The sequence below is a fragment of the Microbacterium sp. CCH5-D1 genome (assembly GCF_001557335.1).
Taxonomy (GTDB): domain Bacteria; phylum Actinomycetota; class Actinomycetes; order Actinomycetales; family Microbacteriaceae; genus Microbacterium; species Microbacterium oxydans.
Genome location: NZ_LSJW01000005.1, coordinates 1 through 22193, shown reverse-complemented (window position 1 = coordinate 22193; position 22193 = coordinate 1). Strand labels below are relative to the sequence as shown.

General features: G+C 64.9%; 20 protein-coding genes and 2 pseudogenes. 12 read left to right on the top strand and 10 right to left on the bottom strand.

The window, feature by feature from the left end; translation table 11 throughout:
• Positions 1-13 precede the first annotated feature (13 nt).
• Complete coding sequence (locus tag AX744_RS00265) at positions 14-724, top strand: VIT1/CCC1 transporter family protein (protein WP_061015064.1); 711 nt, start codon at positions 14-16, stop codon at positions 722-724.
• A gap of 70 nt (positions 725-794) precedes the next feature.
• On the opposite strand, the gene AX744_RS00260 is transcribed toward AX744_RS00265, so the two are convergent.
• The 7 genes from AX744_RS00260 to dnaA all read right to left on the bottom strand — a co-directional run bounded on the left by AX744_RS00260 (position 795) and on the right by dnaA (position 10833).
• Positions 795-1199: a DUF3566 domain-containing protein gene (locus AX744_RS00260; RefSeq protein WP_017829919.1), complete on the bottom strand. Its 405-nt coding sequence runs from the start codon at positions 1197-1199 to the stop codon at positions 795-797.
• Complete coding sequence (gyrA, locus tag AX744_RS00255; protein WP_046747972.1) at positions 1196-3751, bottom strand: DNA gyrase subunit A; 2556 nt, start codon at positions 3749-3751, stop codon at positions 1196-1198. The genes AX744_RS00260 and gyrA overlap by 4 nt, the downstream gene beginning before the upstream one ends.
• Before the next feature lie 43 nt (positions 3752-3794).
• A complete protein-coding gene (gyrB, locus tag AX744_RS00250) occupies positions 3795-5885 on the bottom strand; it encodes a DNA topoisomerase (ATP-hydrolyzing) subunit B (protein ID WP_082738347.1) in 2091 nt (696 codons plus the stop codon).
• Positions 5886-6003: 118 nt separating this feature from the next.
• Positions 6004-6522, bottom strand: coding sequence for a DUF721 domain-containing protein (locus tag AX744_RS00245; protein WP_061015063.1), 519 nt, complete (start codon positions 6520-6522; stop codon positions 6004-6006).
• Positions 6515-7705: a DNA replication/repair protein RecF gene (gene recF, locus AX744_RS00240; protein WP_058630954.1), complete on the bottom strand. Its 1191-nt coding sequence runs from the start codon at positions 7703-7705 to the stop codon at positions 6515-6517. Before recF ends, AX744_RS00245 begins: the two co-directional genes overlap by 8 nt.
• A gap of 95 nt (positions 7706-7800) precedes the next feature.
• Positions 7801-8943 carry a DNA polymerase III subunit beta gene (gene dnaN, locus AX744_RS00235; protein ID WP_046747969.1) on the bottom strand — a complete coding sequence of 381 codons (1143 nt, stop codon included), beginning with the start codon at positions 8941-8943 and terminating at the stop codon, positions 7801-7803.
• A 495-nt stretch (positions 8944-9438) separates the two neighbouring features.
• The gene (gene dnaA / locus AX744_RS00230) at positions 9439-10833 is read right to left on the bottom strand and encodes a chromosomal replication initiator protein DnaA (protein WP_046747968.1); all 1395 of its coding nucleotides are present in this window, start codon (positions 10831-10833) and stop codon (positions 9439-9441) included.
• A 316-nt stretch (positions 10834-11149) separates the two neighbouring features.
• On the opposite strand from dnaA, the gene rpmH reads away from it, so the two are divergent.
• The 11 genes and pseudogenes from rpmH to AX744_RS00175 all read left to right on the top strand — a co-directional run bounded on the left by rpmH (position 11150) and on the right by AX744_RS00175 (position 20291).
• Complete coding sequence (gene rpmH, locus AX744_RS00225) at positions 11150-11287, top strand: 50S ribosomal protein L34 (protein WP_013584598.1); 138 nt, start codon at positions 11150-11152, stop codon at positions 11285-11287.
• A gap of 6 nt (positions 11288-11293) precedes the next feature.
• Positions 11294-11650 carry a ribonuclease P protein component gene (rnpA, locus tag AX744_RS00220; RefSeq protein WP_082738346.1) on the top strand — a complete coding sequence of 119 codons (357 nt, stop codon included), beginning with the start codon at positions 11294-11296 and terminating at the stop codon, positions 11648-11650.
• Positions 11647-11997: a membrane protein insertion efficiency factor YidD gene (yidD, locus tag AX744_RS00215; protein ID WP_046747966.1), complete on the top strand. Its 351-nt coding sequence runs from the start codon at positions 11647-11649 to the stop codon at positions 11995-11997. The genes rnpA and yidD overlap by 4 nt, the downstream gene beginning before the upstream one ends.
• A gap of 3 nt (positions 11998-12000) precedes the next feature.
• Complete coding sequence (gene yidC, locus AX744_RS00210; protein WP_058630955.1) at positions 12001-13071, top strand: membrane protein insertase YidC; 1071 nt, start codon at positions 12001-12003, stop codon at positions 13069-13071.
• The gene (locus AX744_RS00205; protein ID WP_046747964.1) at positions 13068-13559 is read left to right on the top strand and encodes a Jag family protein; all 492 of its coding nucleotides are present in this window, start codon (positions 13068-13070) and stop codon (positions 13557-13559) included. The genes yidC and AX744_RS00205 overlap by 4 nt, the downstream gene beginning before the upstream one ends.
• Positions 13525-14219: pseudogene (gene rsmG, locus AX744_RS00200) on the top strand (16S rRNA (guanine(527)-N(7))-methyltransferase RsmG). The gene AX744_RS00205 and the pseudogene rsmG overlap by 35 nt, the downstream one beginning before the upstream one ends.
• 1839 nt (positions 14220-16058) lie before the next feature.
• Positions 16059-16934, top strand: coding sequence for a ParA family protein (locus AX744_RS00195; RefSeq protein ID WP_227751222.1), 876 nt, complete (start codon positions 16059-16061; stop codon positions 16932-16934).
• A complete protein-coding gene (locus AX744_RS00190; protein WP_082738345.1) occupies positions 16934-17905 on the top strand; it encodes a ParB/RepB/Spo0J family partition protein in 972 nt (323 codons plus the stop codon). Before AX744_RS00195 ends, AX744_RS00190 begins: the two co-directional genes overlap by 1 nt.
• Before the next feature lie 60 nt (positions 17906-17965).
• Positions 17966-19414 (top strand): sugar porter family MFS transporter, encoded by a 1449-nt coding sequence (locus AX744_RS00185; protein ID WP_197429127.1) that lies wholly within the window; start codon positions 17966-17968, stop codon positions 19412-19414.
• Positions 19415-19423: 9 nt separating this feature from the next.
• A complete protein-coding gene (locus AX744_RS00180) occupies positions 19424-19759 on the top strand; it encodes a hypothetical protein (protein ID WP_046747959.1) in 336 nt (111 codons plus the stop codon).
• 1 nt (position 19760) lies between these two features.
• Positions 19761-20291 carry a GrpB family protein gene (locus tag AX744_RS00175; protein WP_061015060.1) on the top strand — a complete coding sequence of 177 codons (531 nt, stop codon included), beginning with the start codon at positions 19761-19763 and terminating at the stop codon, positions 20289-20291.
• 85 nt (positions 20292-20376) lie between these two features.
• Here the strand turns inward: AX744_RS00175 and trxA are convergent, their stop codons facing one another.
• The 3 genes and pseudogenes from trxA to AX744_RS00160 all read right to left on the bottom strand — a co-directional run.
• Positions 20377-20700 carry a thioredoxin gene (trxA, locus tag AX744_RS00170; protein WP_021201395.1) on the bottom strand — a complete coding sequence of 108 codons (324 nt, stop codon included), beginning with the start codon at positions 20698-20700 and terminating at the stop codon, positions 20377-20379.
• A gap of 65 nt (positions 20701-20765) precedes the next feature.
• The gene (trxB, locus tag AX744_RS00165; RefSeq protein WP_046747958.1) at positions 20766-21746 is read right to left on the bottom strand and encodes a thioredoxin-disulfide reductase; all 981 of its coding nucleotides are present in this window, start codon (positions 21744-21746) and stop codon (positions 20766-20768) included.
• 119 nt (positions 21747-21865) lie between these two features.
• Positions 21866-22193 (bottom strand): annotated as a pseudogene (locus AX744_RS00160) (murein biosynthesis integral membrane protein MurJ); the annotation flags it as partial.

Here is a 22193-nt window from a genome sequence, read left to right as displayed (position 1 = left end):
CTTCACTGGGGGCATGAGTACGCATGAGGGGGAACCGCACGGCACCGGTCTCGGTCAGCGGCTGAACTGGCTGCGCGCAGGAGTGCTCGGCGCGAACGACGGCATCGTCTCGGTCGCCTCACTCGTCGTCGGGGTGGCCGGCGCCACGACCGACAACGCCGCACTTCTCACAGCGGGAATCGCCGGCCTCGTCGGAGGCGCGATCTCGATGGCCCTCGGCGAGTACGTGTCGGTGAGCAGTCAGCGTGACAGTGAGAGGGCACTGATCGCGAAGGAGCGCGAGGAGCTCCGTACGATGCCGGCCGTGGAGCTCGACGAACTCACCCAGCTCTATCGCGACCGCGGGCTCTCGCCGGAGACAGCGCGCCAGGTGGCCGAGGAGCTCACCGCGCACGACGCCCTCTCCGCCCATCTGGAAGTGGAACTGGGCATCGATCAGGATGACCTCGTGAACCCGTGGCACGCGGCGCTCTCCTCCGCGGTGGCGTTCACTCTCGGAGCACTGCTGCCGTTGCTGGCCATCCTCCTTCCCCCTCTGGAATGGCGCGTGCCCGTGACGTTCGTCGCAGTGCTTCTCGCGCTCGCGGTGACGGGAACCCTGTCGGCGAAGATCGGCGGCTCCGCTCCGATGCGCGCATCCATACGGCTGGTCGTCGGCGGCGGACTCGCACTGGCGGCGACCTGGCTCATCGGCACCCTCCTCGGTACGACCGGCGTGGTCTAGCGATCCCGCGCCGAGCAACGACGGAGGGCGGGTGCCGCAGCACCCGCCCTCCGTGGATCCGTACCGAGGATCAGTTCGACATGAAGCCGACCAGCAGTCCGCCGGTCACCTTCACCGCGAGGTTGTAGATTCCGGCGACCACGGCGCCGAGCACCGTGAAGACGATCAGGTTCAGGATCGCCACCACGGCGGCGAAGGCCATCACCTGCGGCAGTCCCACGACCTCGGACAGCACGAACGTGTTGTCGGTGATGCCGAGCAGGAAGCTCTCCGCCGTCGTCATGATCCCCGTCGCCTGGAACACGAGGAAGATGAGGAAGAACGAGACCATCGTGACGACCGCGAGGGCCACGGCTCCGAGGAACGAGAGCTTCACGGCCGACCAGAAGTCCACGTAGACCAGTCGGAGGCGTACCTGCTTTCCGCTGGTCTTGCGGGTCGACTTCTTCGCCAGCTTGTCGGCCACTGTGCTCATGCGTCTGTATCCTCAGGGGTCTGGGTCGTCTCGGGGGCCTGGGTCTCTGCGTCCTCCGCATCGGCCTCTTCTTCGGCGAGGCCGCGCTCACCGTTACGGGCGATGGCGAGGATGCGGTCGGCCTCCGTCGTACGGGCGAACACCACTCCCATGGTGTCTCGACCCTTGGCGGGGACCTCGGCCACGGCAGAGCGTACCACCTTGCCGCTGGACAGAACCACCAAGACCTCGTCGTCCTCGGAGACGATCAGACCACCCGCGAGAGTGCCCCGATCATCGTTGAGTTTGGCGACCTTGATGCCCGTTCCGCCGCGACCTTGCACCCGGTACTCCTCCACCGCGGTGCGCTTCGCATAGCCGCCGTCGGTGACCACGAAGACGAACTTCCCCGGCGCGGCGACGGATGCCGAGAGCAGGCAGTCCTCATCGATCTTGAACTTCATTCCGCGGACACCGGCCGTCGCCCGGCCCATCGGGCGCAGGGCTTCATCTGTCGCCTCGAAGCGCACCGACATGCCTCGACGGCTGATGAGGAGGATGTCGTCCTCGGCGTTCACGAGCAGCGCGCTGACGAGCTCGTCCTCCTCGTTCAGACGGATCGCGATGACACCGCCCTGACGGTTGGTGTCGTAGTTGTCGAGACGGGTCTTCTTGACCAGTCCGTCACGCGTCGCGAGCACCAGATAGTCCGCCACCTGGTAGTCGCGGATGTCGAGCACCTGGGCGATGTTCTCGTCGGGCTGCAGGGCGAGCAGGTTCGCCACGTGCATGCCCTTGGCGTCGCGACCGGCCTCCGGCACCTCGTACGTCTTCGCGCGATAGACGCGACCCTTGTCGGTGAAGAACAGCAGCCAGTGGTGCGTGGTCGTCACGAAGAAGTGCTCGACGATGTCGTTCGCCCGCAGCTGGGCACCCTTGACGCCCTTGCCGCCGCGGTGCTGCGAACGGTAGTTGTCGCTGCGCGTGCGCTTGATGTAGCCCTCGCGCGTGACGGTGACCACCATCTCCTCTTCGGCGATGAGGTCCTCCATCGAGACGTCGCCGTCGAAGCCGTGCAGGATGTGGGTGCGGCGCTCGTCGCCGAAACGCTCGACGATGCCGGTCAGCTCTTCCCGGATGATGGTCCGCTGACGGCCCTCGTCGGCCAGGATCGCCTTGTAGTCGGTGATCTGCGCCTCGAGCTCGTTCGCCTGATCGATGATCTTCTGACGCTCGAGGGCTGCGAGCCGGCGCAGCTGCATCTGCAGGATCGCATCGGCCTGGATCTCGTCGATGTCGAGAAGCTTCTGCAGGCCCTCGTTGGCGTCGGCTGTTGTCTGCGAACGACGGATCAGCGCGATGACCTCGTCGAGCGCATCGAGCGCCTTCAGGTACCCGCGCAGGATGTGCATGCGCTTCTCGGCCTCGCGAAGGCGGAACTCGGTCCGTCGCACGATCACGTCGATCTGATGGGAGATCCAGTTCGAGATGAACCCGTCGATCGCGAGCGTCCGGGGGACGCCGTCGACGATCGCGAGCATGTTCGCGCCGAAGTTCTCCTGCAGCTGCGTGTGCTTGTACAGGTTGTTCAGCACGACCTTGGCGACCGCGTCGCGCTTGAGCACCACGACCAGGCGCTGACCCGTGCGGTCCGACGACTCGTCACGGATGTCGGCGATGCCGGTGATCTTGCCGTCACGGGCGAGGTCGCCGATCTTCACCGCCACGTTGTCCGGGTTGACCTGGTACGGCAGCTCGGTGATGACGAGGCAGGTACGACCCTGGATCTCCTCCACATTGACGACCGCGCGCATGGTGATCGAGCCGCGGCCGGTGCGGTAAGCCTCGTGGATGCCCTTGGTGCCGAGGATCTGCGCGCCGGTGGGGAAGTCCGGGCCCGGGATGCGTTGGATCAGGCCTTCGAGCAGTTCCTCGCGGGAGATGCCGGGGTTGTCGAGTGCCCAGAGCGCCGCGTCGGACACCTCGCGCAGGTTGTGCGGCGGGATGTTGGTGGCCATTCCGACCGCGATGCCGACCGAGCCGTTGACGAGCAGGTTCGGGAAACGGGCGGGCAGGACCGTCGGCTCCTGCGTCTGGCCGTCGTAGTTGTCGGTGAAGTCGACGGTGTCTTCTTCGATGTCGCGCACCATCTCGAGCGCGAGCGGAGCCATCTTGGTCTCGGTGTATCGCGGAGCCGCGGCACCCATGTTGCCGGGGGAGCCGAAGTTGCCCTGCCCGAGGGCCAGCGGATACCGCAGAGACCACGGCTGCACCAGTCGCACGAGGGCGTCGTAGATCGCCGAGTCACCGTGCGGGTGGTACTGACCCATGACCTCGCCGACCACACGGGCGCACTTCGAGAACGACTTGTCAGGACGGAATCCACCGTCGTACATGCCGTAGATGACACGGCGGTGCACCGGCTTGAGGCCGTCACGCACATCGGGGAGCGCACGCCCCACGATGACGGCCATAGCGTAGTCGAGGTAGCTGCGCTGCATCTCCGACTGCAGGTCGACCTGATCGATCTTGCCGTGGTCGTGTTCCGGCTCGGTGCGTTCTTCGTCAGTCATCAATCAATCTCTCTGTCACACATCTGGTCTGAGCCCGCGGGCATCAGATGTCGAGGAAGCGGACGTCCTTGGCGTTGCGCTGGATGAAGCTGCGTCGGGACTCGACGTCTTCGCCCATCAGCACACTGAAGATCTCGTCGGCCGCGGCCGCGTCTTCGATGGTGATCTGCTGCAGGGTGCGAGTGGTGTGATCCATCGTCGTCTCCCACAGCTCCTTCGGGTTCATCTCACCGAGACCCTTGTAGCGCTGGATGCCGGCATCCTTCGGGATGCGCTTGCCGTTCTCGATGCCGTGCTTCAGCAGGGCGTCGCGCTCGGCGTCGCTGAACACGTACTCGTGAGCCGAGTTCGACCACTTGAGCCGGTAGAGCGGCGGCATGGCGAGGTACACGAAACCGGCCTCGATGAGCCCGCGCATGTAGCGGAAGAGGAGCGTCAGCAGCAGGGTGGTGATGTGCTGACCGTCCACGTCGGCATCGGCCATCAGCACGATCTTGTGATAGCGCGCCTTCTCGATGTCGAACTCTTCGCCGATGCCGGTGCCGAAGGCCTGGATCATCGCCTGGACTTCCTTGTTGCCGAGCGCCTTGTCGAGACGCGCGCGCTCCACGTTGAGGATCTTTCCTCGGAGGGCCAGGATCGCCTGGGTGTGAGGGTCTCGACCCTGCACGGCGGAACCACCGGCCGAGTCACCCTCGACGAGGAAGATCTCGCTGATCGACGGATCCTTGCTCGTGCAGTCCTTGAGCTTGTCCGGCATGGCCGCCGACTCGAAGACGCTCTTGCGACGCGCCGTTTCACGGGCCTTCCGCGCGGCGAGACGAGCCGTGGCCGCATCGATCGCCTTGCGAATGATGTTCTTCGCCTGGTTCGGATTGCGCTCCAACCAGTCGCCGAGCTGATCGCCGACCACCTTCTGCACGAACGCCTTCGCCTCGGTGTTGCCGAGCTTCGTCTTGGTCTGCCCCTCGAACTGCGGCTCGCCGAGCTTGATCGAGATGACTGCGGTCAGTCCCTCGCGCACGTCGTCGCCGGAGAGGTTGTCGTCCTTCTCCTTGAGGAGGTTGTTCGCTCGCGCGTATTTGTTGACCAGGGTCGTCAGTGCCGCACGGAAGCCTTCCTCGTGCGTTCCACCCTCGTGGGTGTTGATGGTGTTGGCATAGGTGAACACGTTCTCGGTGTACGAGGTCGTCCACTGCATCGCGACCTCGAGCGAGATCTTGCGCTCGGTGTCCTCCGACTCGAAGGCGATGATCTCGTCGTTGACCACTTCGGCGTGGCGCACCTTGTTGAGGTACTCGACGTAGTCCACCAGACCGCGCTCGTAGAAGAACACATCGCCGGGCTGCTTGGTGACGGTCGCGCCGTCCTCCTCGACCTCGTAGGCCGAGGACTCGCGCTCGTCGCGCAGCTCGATGCGCAGCCCCTTGTTGAGGAACGCCATCTGCTGGAACCGCGTGCGGAGGGTGTCGTAGTCGAACTCGGTCGTCTCCTGGAAGATCTCCGCGTCGGGCCAGAACGTGATGCTCGTCCCGGTCTCGTCGGTCGCCTCGCCCTTTTCGAGCTTCTGCTGGGGGACACCGCCGTCGGCGAAGCTGTGCCGCCAGACGAAGCCCTTCTGCTTGACCTCCACGTCGAACCGCGTCGAAAGGGCGTTCACGACGGAGGAGCCGACGCCGTGCAGTCCACCGGAGACGGCGTACGCGCCGCCGCCGAACTTTCCGCCGGCGTGCAGGATCGTGAGGACGACCTCGACCGTCGACTTGTTCGGGTCCGACGAGTGCGGGTCGACCGGGATTCCTCGGCCGTTGTCGACGACGCGCACGCCGCCGTCGGCGAGCATCGTCACCAGGATCGTGTCGGCGTAGCCGGCCAGCGCCTCATCGACCGAGTTGTCGACGATCTCGTAGACCAGGTGGTGCAGGCCTCGGGGACCGGTCGACCCGATGTACATGCCGGGGCGCTTGCGCACAGCCTCGAGGCCCTCGAGGATCTGGACCGAATCCGCGCCGTACTCTCCGGGCTGCTTCGCCTTGGGTGCGGGCTGTGGAGTCTGGGTCCCTGAGCCAGTCGAAGGGGCGGGGGTTCCCCCGGTGTTCGATTCCGTCTCGTCAGCAGGGGATTCAGGCGTCATCAGAGGGCATTCTCCACATCGATATCACGAACTCCCATTCTAGCGGAGTTTCGTCGAGAAATGCCGCTCAACGGCCGTGTGTGGGCCTCTGAGCGTTTCGACCCCCTCGGATGGTGCCCTACCCGTAGGTATCGCGTGGGCCCCGTCCTGGAACGGCTCTGGGACCCCATTTCCACGAGGGGACGTCCGGTCCGATGAACCGGAGGTTCTCCACGCCCGCATCCGGATACCGTCGACCGATCTCCGTGAGGATCGTCGCCCGCATGAACTGCAGGTTCTTCGCCCACGCCGTCGAATCGCACTTGACGGTGAGCAGACCGCGCTCCAGAGACACCGGCTCCGAGTGCTTCGCGGTGTCGGCCCCAGCGAGGTCGGCCCACTGCCGAACGAGGTCTTCCCGGGCGAGGGTGATCTGCCATCCCGAGTCCCGACTCAGCTTGTCGAGCACGGCGCCGAGCGCGCCGGGATCGCGCCCCGGCGTGAACGGAGCGTTGTCGTCGTCCGTGGGCATGCGCCGCTTGCGCTTCCAGCTCTTCGAGCTCGGCTGCAGGCCGCGCAGTCGCAGGTACGTGCCGATCGTCTCCGGGACGTCAGCCGGCGGAGTGGAGACCGGGGGAGTCGATGCCGCGTCAGTCATCCGTCCCCCTCTCGTCGCTGATCGTTCCAGCGCTGATCCGCACCACGTGCGCGTGCAGCACCTCGGGGATATCCTCCTCCACCGCTGCCGTCACCACCACCTGTTCGTATCCTGCCGTCAGGGCGGCGAGGCGCTGTCGACGATCGGCATCGAGTTCCGCGAAGACGTCGTCGAGGATGAGGACGGGATCTCCGGCCGGGGACTCGCTGCGCAACAGCTCGGCCGAGGCCAGCCTCAGCGCGAGGGCCACAGACCACGACTCGCCATGCGATGCATAGCCCTTCACAGGGAGGTCGCGAACACGCAGCACGAGGTCATCGCGATGCGGACCGGTGAGGGTGAGTCCGCGGTCGAGTTCGTTCGACCGCTTCGCCGCGAGCGAGGCGCGGAACAACTCGGCGATGTGCCCGGGATCTCCGAGCCGGTCGACCGATGATCCGGCGTTTCCTCCGTCCGCGGCATCTTCGCCCTCTTCGGGATCTCCTCCGCCGACCGAGAGGGCCCATTCCAGCTGCGGGCGGTGGTCGGCCCCGGCGATCGCCTCGTACGCATCGGCGACCGGCTGCTGCAGATCCACGGCCAGCCGCTGTCGAGCGGTGATGATCTCCGAACCGAGGGAGACGAGCTTGTCGTCCCACACATCGAGAGTGCTCAGCGCCTCGCCGCGGATTCCCCTGGCCCTGGCCGACTTCAGGAGCGCGTTCCGTTGCTTGAGCACACGGTCGTAGTCGGCGAGGACGGCGGCGAGTCTCGGAGTGCGCTGGATGAGGAGCTGATCGGTGAACCGACGACGAGCCGAGGGATCGCCTCTCACGATCTGCAGGTCCTCCGGAGCGAACAGCACGACGTGTGCATACCGGGGGAGCTCGTTCGGCTTCGACGGCGACCCGTTGATGCGCGCCTTGTTCGATCCCTGCCGGTTGACCTGCACCTCGGCGAGGACACGGCGCTCCCCGTGAGAGAGGCGAGCCCTGATGACGGCGAACTCCTGTCCGTCGCGGACCATCGGTGCGTCCGAGGAGACACGATGGGACCCCAGAGTCGCCAGGAACACGACCGCTTCGGCGAGGTTCGTCTTGCCCTGGCCGTTCCTGCCCACGAGGACGTTCGGACCGCGGTGGAGAGCGAGTTCGGCGGTCGCGTAATTGCGGAAATCGACCAGACTCAGGTGCTCCACAATCACGGAGTCAGCCTACCTTCGGTGTCCGACACCTGATTCAGTGTCGGTGAATCTCGGGGATGGGGAGGCGTTAAGCTCCCTGCTCTCGCCGAGCGGGGTCAGCGCAGGAGGAGGTTGGGCTGCAGCAGGTACTTGAACGAGTCGAGGCCGGCCTGATCGACCGAGGTCTGACTCGTGATGAGGACCGGGCTGAGCTTGTTGGCGTTGTCGCTCGATGTGAAGGTGACGCGCACGAACTCGCTCTTCACGGCGCCGAGAGCCTCGATCAGGTACTGCGGATTCAGTCCGAGCGTGACCTCGTCACCGCCGGAGAGGATCGCGTCGACCGACTCGGAAGCGCGCGCATGGTCTCCGCCGGAGGCGTCCATGGTGACGCTGTCGTTCGAGAACGTGAAACGCAGCGGAGCGGCGCGATCGAGGACGAGCGATACGCGGCGGACCGCTTCGACCAGGTCGGCGGTGTTCACGACCGCGTAGTGGTCCGTCTGCTCGGGGAACAGACGACGCACCGGCGGGAAGTTGCCCTTGATCAGGAGCGAGGTGACGGTCTTGTTTCCTGCGGTGAACGCGATGATCTCGCGGTCGCCGGCTCCGGAGAACGCGACCTGGATCGTTCCGGCGTGTCCGAAGGTCTTCCCGACCTCCAGCAGCGTGCGCGCGGGAACCAGCGCGGTGGCCTCGACCGCTTCACCGTCCCACGGCACGTCTCGGAGCGAGACGCGGTAGCGGTCGGTGGCGACAAGACTCAGGGTCTGGCCGGAGACCTCGAGCTGCACACCCGTGAGCACCGGCGTGACGTCATCGCGTGAAGCCGCGAATCCGACCTGCGCGATGGCGGTGCCGAAGTCGTCGGCGGGAACGACTCCCGACGAGCCGGTGACCTCGGGGATGGACGGGTATTCCTCGACCGGCATGGCGGCGAGGGTGAACCGCGCGGAGCCACAGGTCACCGCGATGCCGCCGTCTTCCTCGACCGCGATCTCGATCGGAGCGTTCGGGAGGCGGCTGGCGATGTCCGAGAGAAGTCGACCGTGGACCAGGATCGTGCCCGGGGTCTCCACCGTGGCCTCGATGGTGGTTCGAGCGGAGGCCTCGTAGTCGAATGCCGAGAGCGTGAGGCCGGAACCGTCCGCCTCGATCAGCACTCCCGCGAGGATCGGCTGTGGGTTGCGCTGCGGCAGGAGCTTGACGACGAACGAGACAGCCTCGCTGAAGACATCGCGGTTGACCTGAAACCTCACGGGTGCTCCCTTGTCGTCGAACTGTGACGCGTTGTCGTCGGCCCTGCCGGTGCAGGGCTTCCCATGCTAGCCCCACAGTCCTGCGTATCCCTACGCCGAGGTTCCTGTCATTCGACGGTCGGCTCTCCACACCGTCTGGTGATCGGATCGCGCCCTGAATGACTTAACTCCTTAACGGTGTTAACAGCTGTGGATACTGTGGATAAGTCGGTGGATAGCAAGAGCGAGTAGGGAACTACACAGTTGTCAGTTGTGGAAACCCTGAGGAACCCGCGGGTTGGCGGGGGTGAGGTGCTCGAAGCCCCTCCCGGAGTTATCCACAGGTTTGGGTGATCGACCCACATTCGTCCCGATCGAATCCACGGTCATCCACAAGTTATCCACATGTGCATAGAGGTATCAATCGAGAGATCAGAACCCCAGTCCGGGTGACAAAAAAGGGGAGGTCCGCACCCGATCAGGTGCGGACCTCCCCTTTTTCCGAGACGCGGCGTGTCAGCGCCGTCCCAGCTGGGTCGTGATCTCGGTGACCTGGTTGTAGATGGAGCGACGCTCCTTCATGAGCTCGCTGATCTTCTTGTACGCGTACATGACGGTCGTATGGTCGCGGTTGCCGAACAGCTGCCCGATCTTGGGGAGGGAGAGGTTCGTCCGTTCCCGGCAGAGGTACATGGCGATCTGTCGAGCGGTGGCGATCTGCTGCGAGCGGCTGGACCCGTACAGGTCGTCGACGGTGAGCTTGAAGTACTGCGCGGTCGCCGTGATGATGTCGGTCGGCGAGATGATGTTGTCCTCTGCCGTGTCGATGATGTCGCGCAGCACGGTCTGGGCGAGCGCGATGTCGAGAGGCGATCGATTGAGGCTCGCGAACGCGGAGACGCGGATCAGTGCACCCTCCAGCTCGCGGATGTTGGATGACACCACCGTGGCGATGTACTCGAGCACCTCGTCGGGGATGTGCAGAGACTCGCTCTGGGCCTTCTTGCGGAGAATGGCGATGCGGGTCTCCAGGTCGGGCGCCTGGACGTCGGTGATGAGACCCCACTCGAAGCGGCTGCGCATCCTGTCCTCGAAGCCGGTGAGGAGCTTGGGAGCCACGTCGCTGGTGATGACCACCTGCTTGTTGTGGTCGTGCAGGGTGTTGAACGTGTGGAAGAAGGCTTCCTGGGTCTCGGCCCGCCCCTGCAGGAACTGGATGTCGTCGATGAGGAGGATGTCGACTTCCCGGTATCGCGCCTGGAAGGCAGCACCCCGGTTGTTGGCGATGGAGTTGATGAAGTCGTTCGTGAACTCCTCGCTGGAGACGTATCTGACCTTCACCCCCGCGTAGAGGGACTGCGCGTAATCGCCGATGGCGTGGAGGAGGTGGGTCTTGCCCAGTCCGGAGTCGCCGTAGATGAAGAGGGGGTTGTACGCCTTGGCCGGTGCTTCGGCGACCGCGACGGCGGCCGCGTGGGCGAAGCGGTTGGATTGTCCGATCACGAAGTTGTCGAAGGTGTACTTCGGGTTGAGGCGCGACTCGTGGCGCATCGGGGTGGGCGCAGGCTCCATGGGGGATTCGCTGCGCGTCTGCTCCTGACGACCGAAGTCGCCGACGGCGATCGGCGCGGTCTGCTGCTCGGCGAGCTCGTGGTTGACCACGACGCGGTAGGAGGTGACCTCCTCGCCGATGTGCGAGAGGGCCTCCATGATCGGGAGACGCAGACGCTTGTTGATCTGCGCGGCCGTGAGATCGTTCGGAACCTCGAGATAGAGCGTGGCCGACATCACTCCGGCCGGAACGGCCAGGCTGAGGAAGCCCTGCAGTTGGGGTGTCACCCGGTCGTCGTCGACAAGAAGCTCCTGCACCGTGGTCCAGATGGGGACATCGGGCTGGGCAGGTGAGGACATGACGCTCCGGACGGGTGATCGAGGCGGGGTCTACGTGCCGTGTCCCCTGTGGATAACTTAGGATGCCACGGTAGTCATCCCGGCTGTGAACGGCAACCTGCCCTTGGAATCACGCGGGCGTGTTGCGTCGACGCGAGGTCCGGAGGTTGTGGATAATGGCTGTGCACCCGGTACCGCGCGACGGCTCCGTGAGAGCCCAGATTTGCTCTGTGAGCCGGTAAGACGTACCCTTACTTGGTTGACTTATGCCATTTTTGGCAGTACCCCATGTCTCCGGTCGAAGTGAACCCGGTGGCAGCATTCCCGGAGTGATTCCATGAGCAAGCGCACCTTCCAGCCCAACAACCGTCGTCGCGCCAAGAAGCACGGCTTCCGCGCCCGCATGCGTACGCGTGCCGGCCGTGGCATCCTCGCCGCCCGCCGCGCGAAGGGCCGCACCGAGCTCTCTGCGTAGTCCGCTGTGCTCGCCCGCCCGTATCGGCTGACTCGCGGGAGCGACTATCGTCTGGTCGTTCGTCGCGGATCCCGTTGTGGCGGGGCGCGTGTCATCACCTCGGTGTTGACCACGGGCGAGAACAGAGCCGCGAGGTTCGGATTCATCATCAGCAAGCACGTGGGCACCGCAGTGGTGCGCAACTCCGTGCGTCGTCGGCTCAAGGCGGTGTGCGCGGAGGCGCTTCCACGGGTTCCTGAGGGCACGGATGTCGTCATCCGTGCCCTTCCTGCGTCTGCGACCGCCTCTTACGCGGAGCTTCGAGCCGATGTCGATCGGTGCCTCCGCCGCCTGGAGCCGGCGGCTTCCGCGGTGTCGGCATGACCGCCCTTCCGGCGTCGTCCGTCGGGACCGCACATCTGCATGCGCAGGACCTGGTGCGGAGCATTCCGGTGATCCCGCGGAATCTCGTGCTGGGGTTCCTCACCGCCTACCGCAAGGTCATCTCGCCGATGTATGGAGATGTCTGTGCGTACTACCCCAGCTGTTCCGCCTACGCTGTAGGTGCGGTGCAGCAGCACGGCGCAGTGAAGGGGGCGGCGCTCTCCGCATGGCGCATCCTCCGCTGCAACCCCTGGACCACCGGCGGCGTCGATGACGTCCGTCCCCACGAACACTTCCGTTACGACCTGACCGCACACGGTTTCGTCGTCCCTTCCCGAAAGGACTGATCGGTGGGTCTTGACCTTCTGCTCGCCAGCGCGACTCCCAGCCCTCAACCGGCGGGGGGTGGCTTCGATCTGATCGGCACCATCCTGTGGCCGCTCAAGTGGGTGGTCGAGCTGATCCTCGTCGCCTGGCACTGGCTGCTGACGGCTGTCGGTCTGCCCGCGGCCTCCGGCATCACCTGGGTGCTGTCGATCGTCGGACTCGTGATCGTCGTCCGTGCTGCTCTCATTCCGCTGTTCGTCAAGCAGATCAAGAGCCAGCGCAAGATGATGGAAATCGCTCCTGAACTGCGAAAAGTTCAGGAGAAGTACCGCGGCAAGAAGGATCAGCTCTCTCGTGAGGCCATGAGCCGCGAGACCATGGCGCTGTACAAGAAGCACGGTACGACACCGATGTCGAGCTGTCTGCCGCTTCTGGTGCAGATGCCGATCTTCTTCTCGCTCTACAGCGTGCTGAGCGATGTCAGCAAGCACGCTCGAGACAACATCGGTGGTGTCGGTCTCCTCAGCCCGGAGCTGACGAAGGAGTTCTACGACGCGAAGCTGTTCGGTGTGGCGTCGCTGCACGAGACGCTGGGTAACGCGATCGATGCGCAGAACACGACGGCCATCATCATCCTGGTCACGCTCGTGGTGCTCATGATCGGGTCGCAGTTCTTCACGCAGCTGCAGATCATCTCCAAGAACCTGTCGCCCGAGGCCAAGACCGGCCAGGCGTACCAGATGCAGAAGATCATGCTGTACGTGTTGCCGCTGGGCTTCATCTTCTCGGGTGTCTTCTTCCCGCTCGGCGTCGTCGTGTACTGGTTCATCTCGAACCTCTGGACCATGGGTCAGCAGTTCCTCGTCATCCGCGAGATGCCCACTCCCGGTTCCGAAGCTGCCAAGGCACGCGAGGAGCGTCTTGCACGCAAGGGCAAGGCGATCGATTCCTCCGGCAAGGTCGTTCCGATGGCTGCCTACGAGGCTGAGCAGCAGCGTCTGCTCGAAGAGGCCGAGAAGGCGAAGGCAGAAGCACCGAAGCGTCAGCAGCCGGTCGGCAAGAAGCGTGCGAAGAAGAAGGGGAGCGGTTCATGAGCGAGACCATGACCGACAACACCGAGCCGACTGTGGCCCAGCTCGAGAACGAGGGAGACGTCGCGGCGGACTACCTCGAGGAGCTTCTCGACATCGCGGACATCGACGGTGATCTGAACCTGGATGTGCGGCAGGGTCGGGCATACGTCTCCGTCGAGGCTGAGGGCGATGCGCTGGCGTTGCTCTCCGCTCCGGAGACCGTACAGGCTCTGCAGGAGCTGACTCGTCTCGCGGTGCAGAGCAAGACCGGTTCCTTCTCACGACTGATCCTCGACATCGCAGGCTCGCGCGACACGCGTCGTCGCCAGCTGGAGACGCTGGTCGACGCCGCGGCCGCCAAACTCGACGAGGGTTCCTCCCAGGCATCTCTGCCCTCGATGTCGAGCTATGAGCGCAAGCTCGTCCATGACATCGCCGCCGATCGGGGCCTGGTCTCCGAGTCCTACGGCGAGGGTGCTGACCGTCACACGGTCCTGCGCCGACGCTGACGTTTCACGTGAAACATCGGACGAACGGGGACGCTCATGAGTGATCTCGAGCAGGAGCCCTCCTCCGCTGCCGGTCTCTTCGGGGATCGTATCGACGTGGCGCGTGCCTTCACGGCTGCTCTTTCCCGCGAGGGGGAGGAGCGCGGACTCATCGGCCCCCTCGAGCTCCCGCGCCTGTGGACGAGACACATCCTCAACAGTGCGATCGCCGCTCCGCTGTTCCACGGTTCGGTGGCGGATATCGGTTCGGGGGCCGGCCTACCGGGGCTCGTGCTCGCGATCGCGCGTCCTGATGTGCAGTGGACGCTGATCGAGCCGATGGAAAGACGGGTCATCTGGCTCAACGAGCAGGTGGAGGCGCTGGATCTGTCCAACGTCGTGGTGCTGCGAGCTCGCGCGGAGGACGTACGTCCTCCGGAGGGCTTCGACGTGGTCACCGCTCGTGCGGTGAGTGCGCTCCGTACCTTGATTCCGCTGACCGCACCGCTGGTTCGTGACGGTGGCGAGCTCACTCTGCTCAAAGGCATGAATGCAGCGAACGAGATCGATGCCGCACAGAAGCAGATCAAGAAGTTCCGCCTCTCGGACGTTCGCGTCGAGGTCCTGGGTGAGGGAGTCATCCCCGAGACGACTCGTGTGATTCGCGCGCGCGTCCGCTAGTCACGTCTTCTTCAAAGGGGGATGTTTCACGTGAAACATCCCCCTTCGTGTTCATGGGCAGGGTCTCATCGCTCGGGCATCACCGTCTCGGTGCTTTGGCGCCCGTAGTGCCTCGCTCCGCGCGCGACCAACGAGGGCTATCACGACCTCGACGAGACCGACTGCCCATCTGAAAGCGGATTCGCGCGCCGCACGCAGCGTGATGTTCGCCGGGAGGGGAGGCCCTATCGCCGCAGCTCCCCAGTTAGGACACCTCACCATCGGCATCGGCATCGGCATCGGCATCATGTCGCTCGAATGGTTCTGCATCGCTGGGAGAGGCTCGGAATCGTTGTGCACTACGTCTCGTGAGCACCACTAGCCAGGCATCCTCGTGCGCTGCGTCGTGATGGCTCTGGTGCCGTCCGCGTACGCGGTGTTTCACATGAAACGGGTACGCCATAGAGGGGGAGTTCCGGGCGCGCGGCGTCCTGGGAGGAGAGTTGTCGACTCGGTCATCTGGCGTGTAGCCCCGTAACATCCGTGGCGCGACATTCGAGGCACAACACCCCTGGCGTGAAGCCCTGGCATAGACCCGGGGCGTTCGGGTTGCGCTAACCCCGCATGATGGGGCGGTCCACGTGAGAGCTCGGTGGCCGGGAATCGTCCGGACTAGGTTCAAGCGACTCTCGACATCGAAGGGTGGCGGCTTCATGATGTTGCTTTTCTACCGTGTTTCACGTGAAACATGCAGATCGGACCACTGATGAAGCCCTCTCCGTCGAGGAGGGGGCTTGCTCTGCGCGGTAGAGAACAGATCTGTCGCGCGCCCAAGTCCCTGAGACTAGACGGAGTGTCGCAGGCAGCCGGCGGTGAGAAGCTCCTGGTGGCTGCTCGGTGGATGGCCTACGCCGGCTTCATGGTCTTGCCTCTTGACGGTGTTTCACGTGAAACATGCAAACCGGACCACCTATGCCGGCCCTCTGGGCGAGGAGAGTGGGCCGAGTCAGCCTCTGTCGCGCGTCCAGTCCCTGACAACAGACGGAGTGTCGCAGGCAGCCGGCGGTGAGAAGCTCCTGGTTGCTGCCCGGCGGATGGCATACGACGGCTTCGTGGTTTCGCCGCTCGACGGTGTTTCACGTGAAACATGCAGACCAGACCGCCTGTGACGGCCCTTTGGTCGAAGAGAGTGGGCTGAGTCATCCTCTGTGCGGTAGAGAACAGATCTCGACGTGCGCCGGAAGCGCCTGAGGATAGACGGAGTGTCACAGGCACCCCGGGGGATAGAAGTTGTTGGTGCTGCGCGTCGGACGGCGCCCGCCGGCTCTGCCGACACAGGGACGTCTGAAACCACACGCGTGGCGCAGCGCAGGAGCGGAGTTCCTCGCCGTGGCCGGCCAGAGGCGTGAGGACCACCCCCGTCTGAGTCAGTGGGTGGTGACACCGAAACATGATCGGCGTGGCGGTGCCGAGCGCAGCGAAGCTCGTCACTCTGTCGGCGATATCATCAGGAGGCCCCGGCACACTCCGTCTACTGTGGAGACTCCTGCAAGTGGGGTGCGCTGTACCCGCCAGCACCGGGAGAGGGCAGCCCGGCACGCTAGCTGTCGCCGTCATCGCCACAGTACGCACTGTTTCACGTGAAACATCCGCCGTGCGGCGCATCAAGCGGAGCGGGAGAAGCCGGCATGGCGGAGACTGGCCGCGGGAACGAGGAGCCCGACGTGCTTCGCTCGAGCTGCGACAGTGCTCTCGTCATCGAACGTCTCTGCTTGCGATTAGAGTGGAACGCGGCCCCGAAAGGAGTGGATGTTTCACGTGAAACCATCCGAGAAGACATCCTCGAGCGAATCGTTCGGGATGGACACGCCGCTTGCGCGGGAACTCGCTGACCTCTCCGCCCGCAGGCGCGCACTCGAAGGGGTTGCCGTGGAGTTCACCGGCGAAACCCGCGTTCTCACGGTGTCGAACCAGAAGGGTGGAGTGGGAAAGACCACCACCGCCGTGAACATCGCTTCCGCACTGGCAGGGATGGGCGGGAAGGTGCTGGTCATCGACCTCGACCCGCAGGGAAACGCATCCACAGCCCTGGGAGTACCCCACAGTGCTGAGGTCTCCAGTGTCTACGACGTGCTGATCGACGAGCTTCCGCTGGCAGACATCGTGCAGCAGAGCCCGGAGGATCCCAACCTCTTCTGCGCACCGAGCACGATCCACCTCGCGGGGGCGGAGATCGAGCTGGTCGCGCAGGTCGCTCGAGAGCATCGTCTTCGTCGCGCGCTCGACGTGTACCTCGCAGAGCACCCGATGGACTTCGTCATCATCGACTGCCCACCCTCCCTGGGCCTGCTCACGATCAACGCCTTCACCGCCGCGACAGAGGTTTTCATCCCCATCCAGTGCGAGTACTACGCACTGGAAGGATTGAGCCAACTGCTCGGCAGCATTCAGATGATCCAGAAGCACCTGAACCCGGTGCTCCACCTCTCGACGATCCTGCTGACGATGTTTGATGGGCGTACCCGTCTGGCACAACAGGTCGCGGAGGAAGTGCGGACGCATTTCCCCGAGCAGGTGCTGGAGACCGTGATCCCTCGATCCGTACGGGTATCCGAGGCCCCGAGTTTCGGCCAGACCGTGATCGCCTACGACGCCCAATCCGCCGGCGCGATCGCATACCGTGAGGCCGCTGTTGAGATCGCGTCGCGCAGAGCGACGCAGAGCAAGGAGAAATGATGGCGAAGCGCACTGGACTGGGCCGGGGCATCGGTGCCCTCATCCCCACGGCGGATCAGTCGGAACGTCCCGTCGATGTCTTCTTCCCGGGCGCGAGCCTGCGACAGACGAGCACCCAGGCGGCTCCCGTGGCCGATGCCGAGGCGCCGGAGCTCGAGAATGTCCCCGGCATTCATCTGGTCCAGGTCGACCCGAACAGCATCGTCGCGAATCCGCGTCAGCCTCGGACGCACTTCGACCCCGAGGATCTCGCAGAGCTGGTGCACAGCGTCCGCGAGTTCGGGGTGCTGCAGCCCGTCGTGGTTCGAAAGAACGCCGATGGCGAGTACGAGCTCATCATGGGGGAGCGCCGCACGCGCGCCGCGCGCGAGGCCGGCCTCGACGTCATCCCCGCGATCGTCCGTGACACCGCAGACGAGGATCTGCTGCGCGACGCCCTGCTGGAGAACCTCCACCGTTCAGAGCTGAACCCGCTCGAAGAGGCCTCTGCATACCAGCAGCTGCTCGACGACTTCGGAATCACCCAGGAGGAACTGGCCACGCGCATCGGCCGTTCCCGCCCGCAGATCAGCAACACGATTCGACTGCTGAAGCTCCCCGTCCCGGTGCAGCAGCGGGTGGCTGCCGGAGTGCTCACTGCCGGGCACGCGCGAGCGATCCTGAGTCTCGAGACACCGGAGTCGATGCAGCGCCTTGCGGACAAGGTCGTGAATGAAGACCTCTCGGTGCGAGCGACGGAGGAAGCGGCGAAGGCACAGCCCCGTGCCGGGTCGTCCGCGAAGCCGACCCCGGGTGCGCGACGCGCGTATCTGGATGAGGTGGCCGGCAAGCTCGGCGACCGTCTCAACACGCGTGTGAAGATCGCACTGGGAGCGCGAAAAGGGCAGGTCACTATCGATTTCGCTTCCATCCAGGATCTCAATCGGATTCTCGAGGAGCTCGGAGAAGGCGGTTACGGCTCGTCGAAGTGAGGTCCCGCCAGCGGCAGCGCTAGCCTAGACTCGCGTCATCGTGACGACGAGGGGGATGTCATGTCGAGAACAGCCGGTCCAGCAGCCATCAAGCGCCGTGTGATCGCGGTCAGCATCGCCGCCGCGTTGGGTGGATTCCTCTTCGGATTCGACACCGCAGTGATCAACGGGGCGGTCGACGCGCTCGCGGGCGACGTCTCCGGATTCGACCTCGGTACTGCGCTCAAGGGATTCGCCGTGTCGTCAGCCCTCATCGGCTGTGCAGTGGGCGCGTGGTTCGCCGGCCCCGTCTCCAACAAGTACGGACGCATCCCCGTGATGGTGGTCGCGGCCACGATGTTCTTCATCTCCGCGATCGGGTCCGGTCTCGCCTTCAGCGTCGTCGACCTCATCATCTGGCGGGTGATCGGGGGACTGGGAGTCGGAGCCGCCTCCGTGATCGCGCCGGCGTACATCGCCGAGGTGTCACCCGCAGCGATCAGAGGTCGCCTGGGCTCGCTGCAGCAGCTGGCGATCGTCACCGGTATCTTCGCCGCGCTGCTCTCCGATGCGCTGCTCGCAGGCATCGCCGGCGCGGCGGACCAGCCGCTGTGGGGACTCACCGCCTGGCGCTGGATGTTCATGGTCGCCGCGATCCCTGCGCTGGTCTACGGACTGGTCTCGCTGCGACTCCCGGAATCTCCGCGCTATCTGGTGCGCAAGGGCGAGCTGAAACGGGCGGCAGACGTGCTGGAGACCGTCACCGGCACGGTCGATGTCCAGGGCAAGATCGACGAGATCACCGGCACGATCAACACAGAGCGCTCGGAATCGTTGCGTGATCTGCGTGGTAATCGCCTGGGGCTGAAGCCCATCGTCTGGATCGGCATCCTGCTGTCCGTTTTCCAGCAGTTCGTCGGTATCAACGTCATCTTCTACTACTCGACGACGCTCTGGCAGTCGGTGGGCTTCGATGAGTCCAGTGCTCTCCTGACCTCCGTCATCACCTCGGTCACGAACATCGTGGTCACGATCGTGGCGATCCTGCTCGTCGACAAGGTCGGTCGCCGGATCATGCTGCTGGTGGGCTCGGTCGGCATGACCGTGACGCTCGGCCTCATGGCAGTGGCCTTCTCGTTCGGCACACTGGATGCGCAGGGGACGGCGACGCTCCCCGACCCGTGGGCCACGATCGCCCTGGTCTGTGCGAACGGATTCGTGGTGTTCTTCGGTGCGAGCTGGGGGCCGCTGGTCTGGGTTCTGCTCGGCGAGATCTTCCCGAACTCCATCAGAGCCGGAGCCCTCGCGGTGGCCGCAGCGGCACAGTGGGTCGCCAACTTCTTCATCTCCACCACCTTCCCGGCCTTCGCCGAGATCGGCCTCACGTTCGCCTACGGGTTCTACGCGTTCTTCGCGCTCCTGTCGTTCTTCTTCGTGTTCTTCAAGGTGCCGGAGACCAAGGGCAAGGAGCTCGAGGACATGACGGAGAACATGAAGGTGGAGCGCCGGCGGGGTCCGCAGCCGACGTAGGCTGGGAGTATGACCGAGTCCGTACAGCGCCGCGCCAGCCTGGAAGTGTTGCGCGCCGAAGCGTCGGACGAACTCGCGGTCCTCATCCAGGAGCGGCTTCTCGGCGGAGAGGATCCGTGGGAGTTCATGGAGGAGCTCCCGAGCGTCGACGAACTCGTCGTCTACCTGCTGCGCGCCGACAACATCAATGCGAACGACGGTGTGCGCCCCAACGCGGCCAGGCACTACCGGGTGCTGCGGCAGATCGCCCTGGAGTACCCGGAGCTGACCTCGGCCGTCTGGGGCCTCCTCGACGAGAAGCAGCGCCATCGCCGCTGGGACCCGACCGTCGCCGACGCCTCCTGACGTGGAGGTCGTGCTCGTTCCGCATGACCCGACGTGGTCGGAGACCTTCGCACGTGTCGCGTCGGAACTGCGCAGGCATGGGAATCCGGACTGGCGCGTCGAACACGTCGGATCCACGGCGATCCCCGGGATGAGCGCCAAGCCGATCATCGACGTCGCGGTGCGCATCGCCGATGACGAAGACCTCGAGCTGCATCGACCTGGGCTCGAGGCCGCAGGATGGGCGGTCGGGAGCAGTGTGCGAAGCCATCGGGTGATGATCATCGAAGAGAACGGTGTACGCACGCGAATCGCCCACTTCTTCGAAGCCGCCGATTGGGATCAGGTGAACCAGCGCATCCTTCGCGACTGGCTGTTGCAGAATCCGGAGGATGCCCGGCTCTACGAGCGGGCGAAGCACGCTGCGGTTGACGCCTCGCGCAGGGGAGACGAGTCGTACAACGTGGGGAAGACCGCGGTGGTTCAGCTGCTCGTCGACCGGGCACGTGCTGCTCGCGGGCTGCCGTCGGTCTCCGTGTACGACAAAGACTGAGCAGAGCGGTCCGCGGGACGACTCGGGGCGGATACGAGAAAGGGCCGCACCTCCCCGGGAGGTGCGGCCCTTCGTCTCGGGGGACTCAGCCGATGAACGCGGCCAGGTCCTTCTCCAGCGCGAACTTGGGCTTCGCGCCGATGATGGTCGTCTTGACCTCACCGCCGTGGAAGACCTTCATCGCCGGGATCGACGTGATCTGGTACTTCATCGCCAGCTCAGGGTTCTCGTCGACGTTGAGCTTGAGGATGGTGATCTTGTCGGGGTTGTCCGCCTGGATCTCGTCCAGGACCGGTGCGACCATACGACACGGACCACACCACTCGGCCCAGAAGTCCACCAGCACGGGACCGTCGGCCTGCAGAACGTCCTGCTCCCAGGTCGCCTGGCTCGTAGCCTTTGCACTCATCAGAGTTCTCCTTGATTCGAGGTTCGCCTGCTACAACAGCGGGCGAGGGAAAAGTGTTCCCGCCCCTACGCGGTGGCGGTGAGGATCTCCGCGGCCTCGGCGGCCGGAACCTCCACGGAAGGGTCTTCGAGGTCGGCCAGGAAGTGCTCCGCGTCGAGAGCAGCGACCGTGCCGGAGCCGGCCGCCGTGATGGCCTGACGGTAGGTGGGGTCGATCACGTCACCGGCAGCGAAGACTCCCGGAACCGACGTCTTCGACGAGCGGCCGTCGACCCAGATGGTGCCTTCCGGCGTGAGCTCGAGCTTGTCGTGCACGAGGTGCGTGCGCGGGTCGTTGCCGATCGCGATGAAGAGCCCGTCGAGCGGGAGGTCGCTGAGCGTGCCGTCGACCGTGGAACGCAGCTGCACACCGGTCACGGAGTCGCCTCCGAGGACCTCGGCGACCTCGCTGTTCCACACGAACTCGATCTTCTCGTTCGCGAAGGCGCGCTCCTGCATGATCTTCGAGGCCCGCAGGGTGTCCTTGCGGTGGATCACGTAGACCTTGTCTGCGAAGCGGGTGAGGAACGTGGCCTCTTCCATGGCGGAGTCGCCACCGCCGACGACGGCGATCGTCTTCTCGCGGAAGAAGAATCCGTCGCACGTGGCGCACCAGGAGACGCCGTAGCCCGAGAGGCGCTCTTCGCCGGCGATGTCGAGCTTGCGGTACGCCGAGCCGGTCGCGTAGATGAGGGACTGCGTCTCGTGCTCCGCACCGCTGCCGAGGATGACCTTCTTGACGGGCCCCTCGAGCTGGAGTTCGGTGACATCGTCGTAGACGACCTCGGTGCCGAACTTCTCCGCCTGCTCCTGGAACTTGGCCATGAGCTCAGGTCCCTGGATCCCTTCGGGGAAGCCGGGGTAGTTCTCGACCTCGGTGGTGTTCATCAGCTCTCCGCCGACCTCGACGGAGCTCGCGATGAGCAGCGGCTTGAGGTTCGCCCTGGCCGCGTAGATGGCAGCCGTGAATCCGGCGGGGCCGGAGCCGATGATGATGACCTGACGCATGTGATCTCCTTCTTAGAAACTGCAGTCGAATGACCTTCGAATGCTTCAACCCATGGTAACCGCGAGGCATTCCCTGCGCAGGGTGGGGCGCAGGCCGCGGAGCGGTCTGGGTGGGTGGATCAGCGCCCGGGGAGGAACCGGCGGACGAGAGCAGTGCCGGCCTTGAGCTCGGGGGCGCGCATCACGGCGAGGATCGCGACATAGACGACCACCACGACGAGGCCGATGATCGCGGTACCTACGGCGCCCTGGATCTTGTCGACCATCATCCATCCTGAGGTACCGCCGAGCAGGATGAATGCTCCCCAGCCGGCCAGCCCCGCCGGGATGCCGGCGATCGCGAACCGGCCGATGGCCGACATCCAGGAAGCCACCTGCAGGCCACCGATCTTTCGATGCAGCAACCAGGTGGCGAGGATCGTCTGCAGGATGCTCGCGATCGACTGT

Coding starts and splice junctions, on each gene's coding strand:
- AX744_RS00265 (WP_061015064.1), top strand. CDS start 14: ATGAGTACGCATGAGGGGGAACCGCACGGCACCGGTCTCGGTCAGCGG.
- AX744_RS00260 (WP_017829919.1), bottom strand. CDS start 1,199: ATGAGCACAGTGGCCGACAAGCTGGCGAAGAAGTCGACCCGCAAGACC.
- gyrA (WP_046747972.1), bottom strand. CDS start 3,751: ATGACTGACGAAGAACGCACCGAGCCGGAACACGACCACGGCAAGATC.
- gyrB (WP_082738347.1), bottom strand. CDS start 5,885: ATGACGCCTGAATCCCCTGCTGACGAGACGGAATCGAACACCGGGGGA.
- AX744_RS00245 (WP_061015063.1), bottom strand. CDS start 6,522: ATGACTGACGCGGCATCGACTCCCCCGGTCTCCACTCCGCCGGCTGAC.
- dnaA (WP_046747968.1), bottom strand. CDS start 10,833: ATGTCCTCACCTGCCCAGCCCGATGTCCCCATCTGGACCACGGTGCAG.
- rpmH (WP_013584598.1), top strand. CDS start 11,150: ATGAGCAAGCGCACCTTCCAGCCCAACAACCGTCGTCGCGCCAAGAAG.
- yidD (WP_046747966.1), top strand. CDS start 11,647: ATGACCGCCCTTCCGGCGTCGTCCGTCGGGACCGCACATCTGCATGCG.
- AX744_RS00205 (WP_046747964.1), top strand. CDS start 13,068: ATGAGCGAGACCATGACCGACAACACCGAGCCGACTGTGGCCCAGCTC.
- AX744_RS00195 (WP_227751222.1), top strand. CDS start 16,059: ATGGACACGCCGCTTGCGCGGGAACTCGCTGACCTCTCCGCCCGCAGG.
- AX744_RS00190 (WP_082738345.1), top strand. CDS start 16,934: ATGGCGAAGCGCACTGGACTGGGCCGGGGCATCGGTGCCCTCATCCCC.
- AX744_RS00185 (WP_197429127.1), top strand. CDS start 17,966: ATGTCGAGAACAGCCGGTCCAGCAGCCATCAAGCGCCGTGTGATCGCG.
- AX744_RS00180 (WP_046747959.1), top strand. CDS start 19,424: ATGACCGAGTCCGTACAGCGCCGCGCCAGCCTGGAAGTGTTGCGCGCC.
- trxA (WP_021201395.1), bottom strand. CDS start 20,700: ATGAGTGCAAAGGCTACGAGCCAGGCGACCTGGGAGCAGGACGTTCTG.
- trxB (WP_046747958.1), bottom strand. CDS start 21,746: ATGCGTCAGGTCATCATCATCGGCTCCGGCCCCGCCGGATTCACGGCT.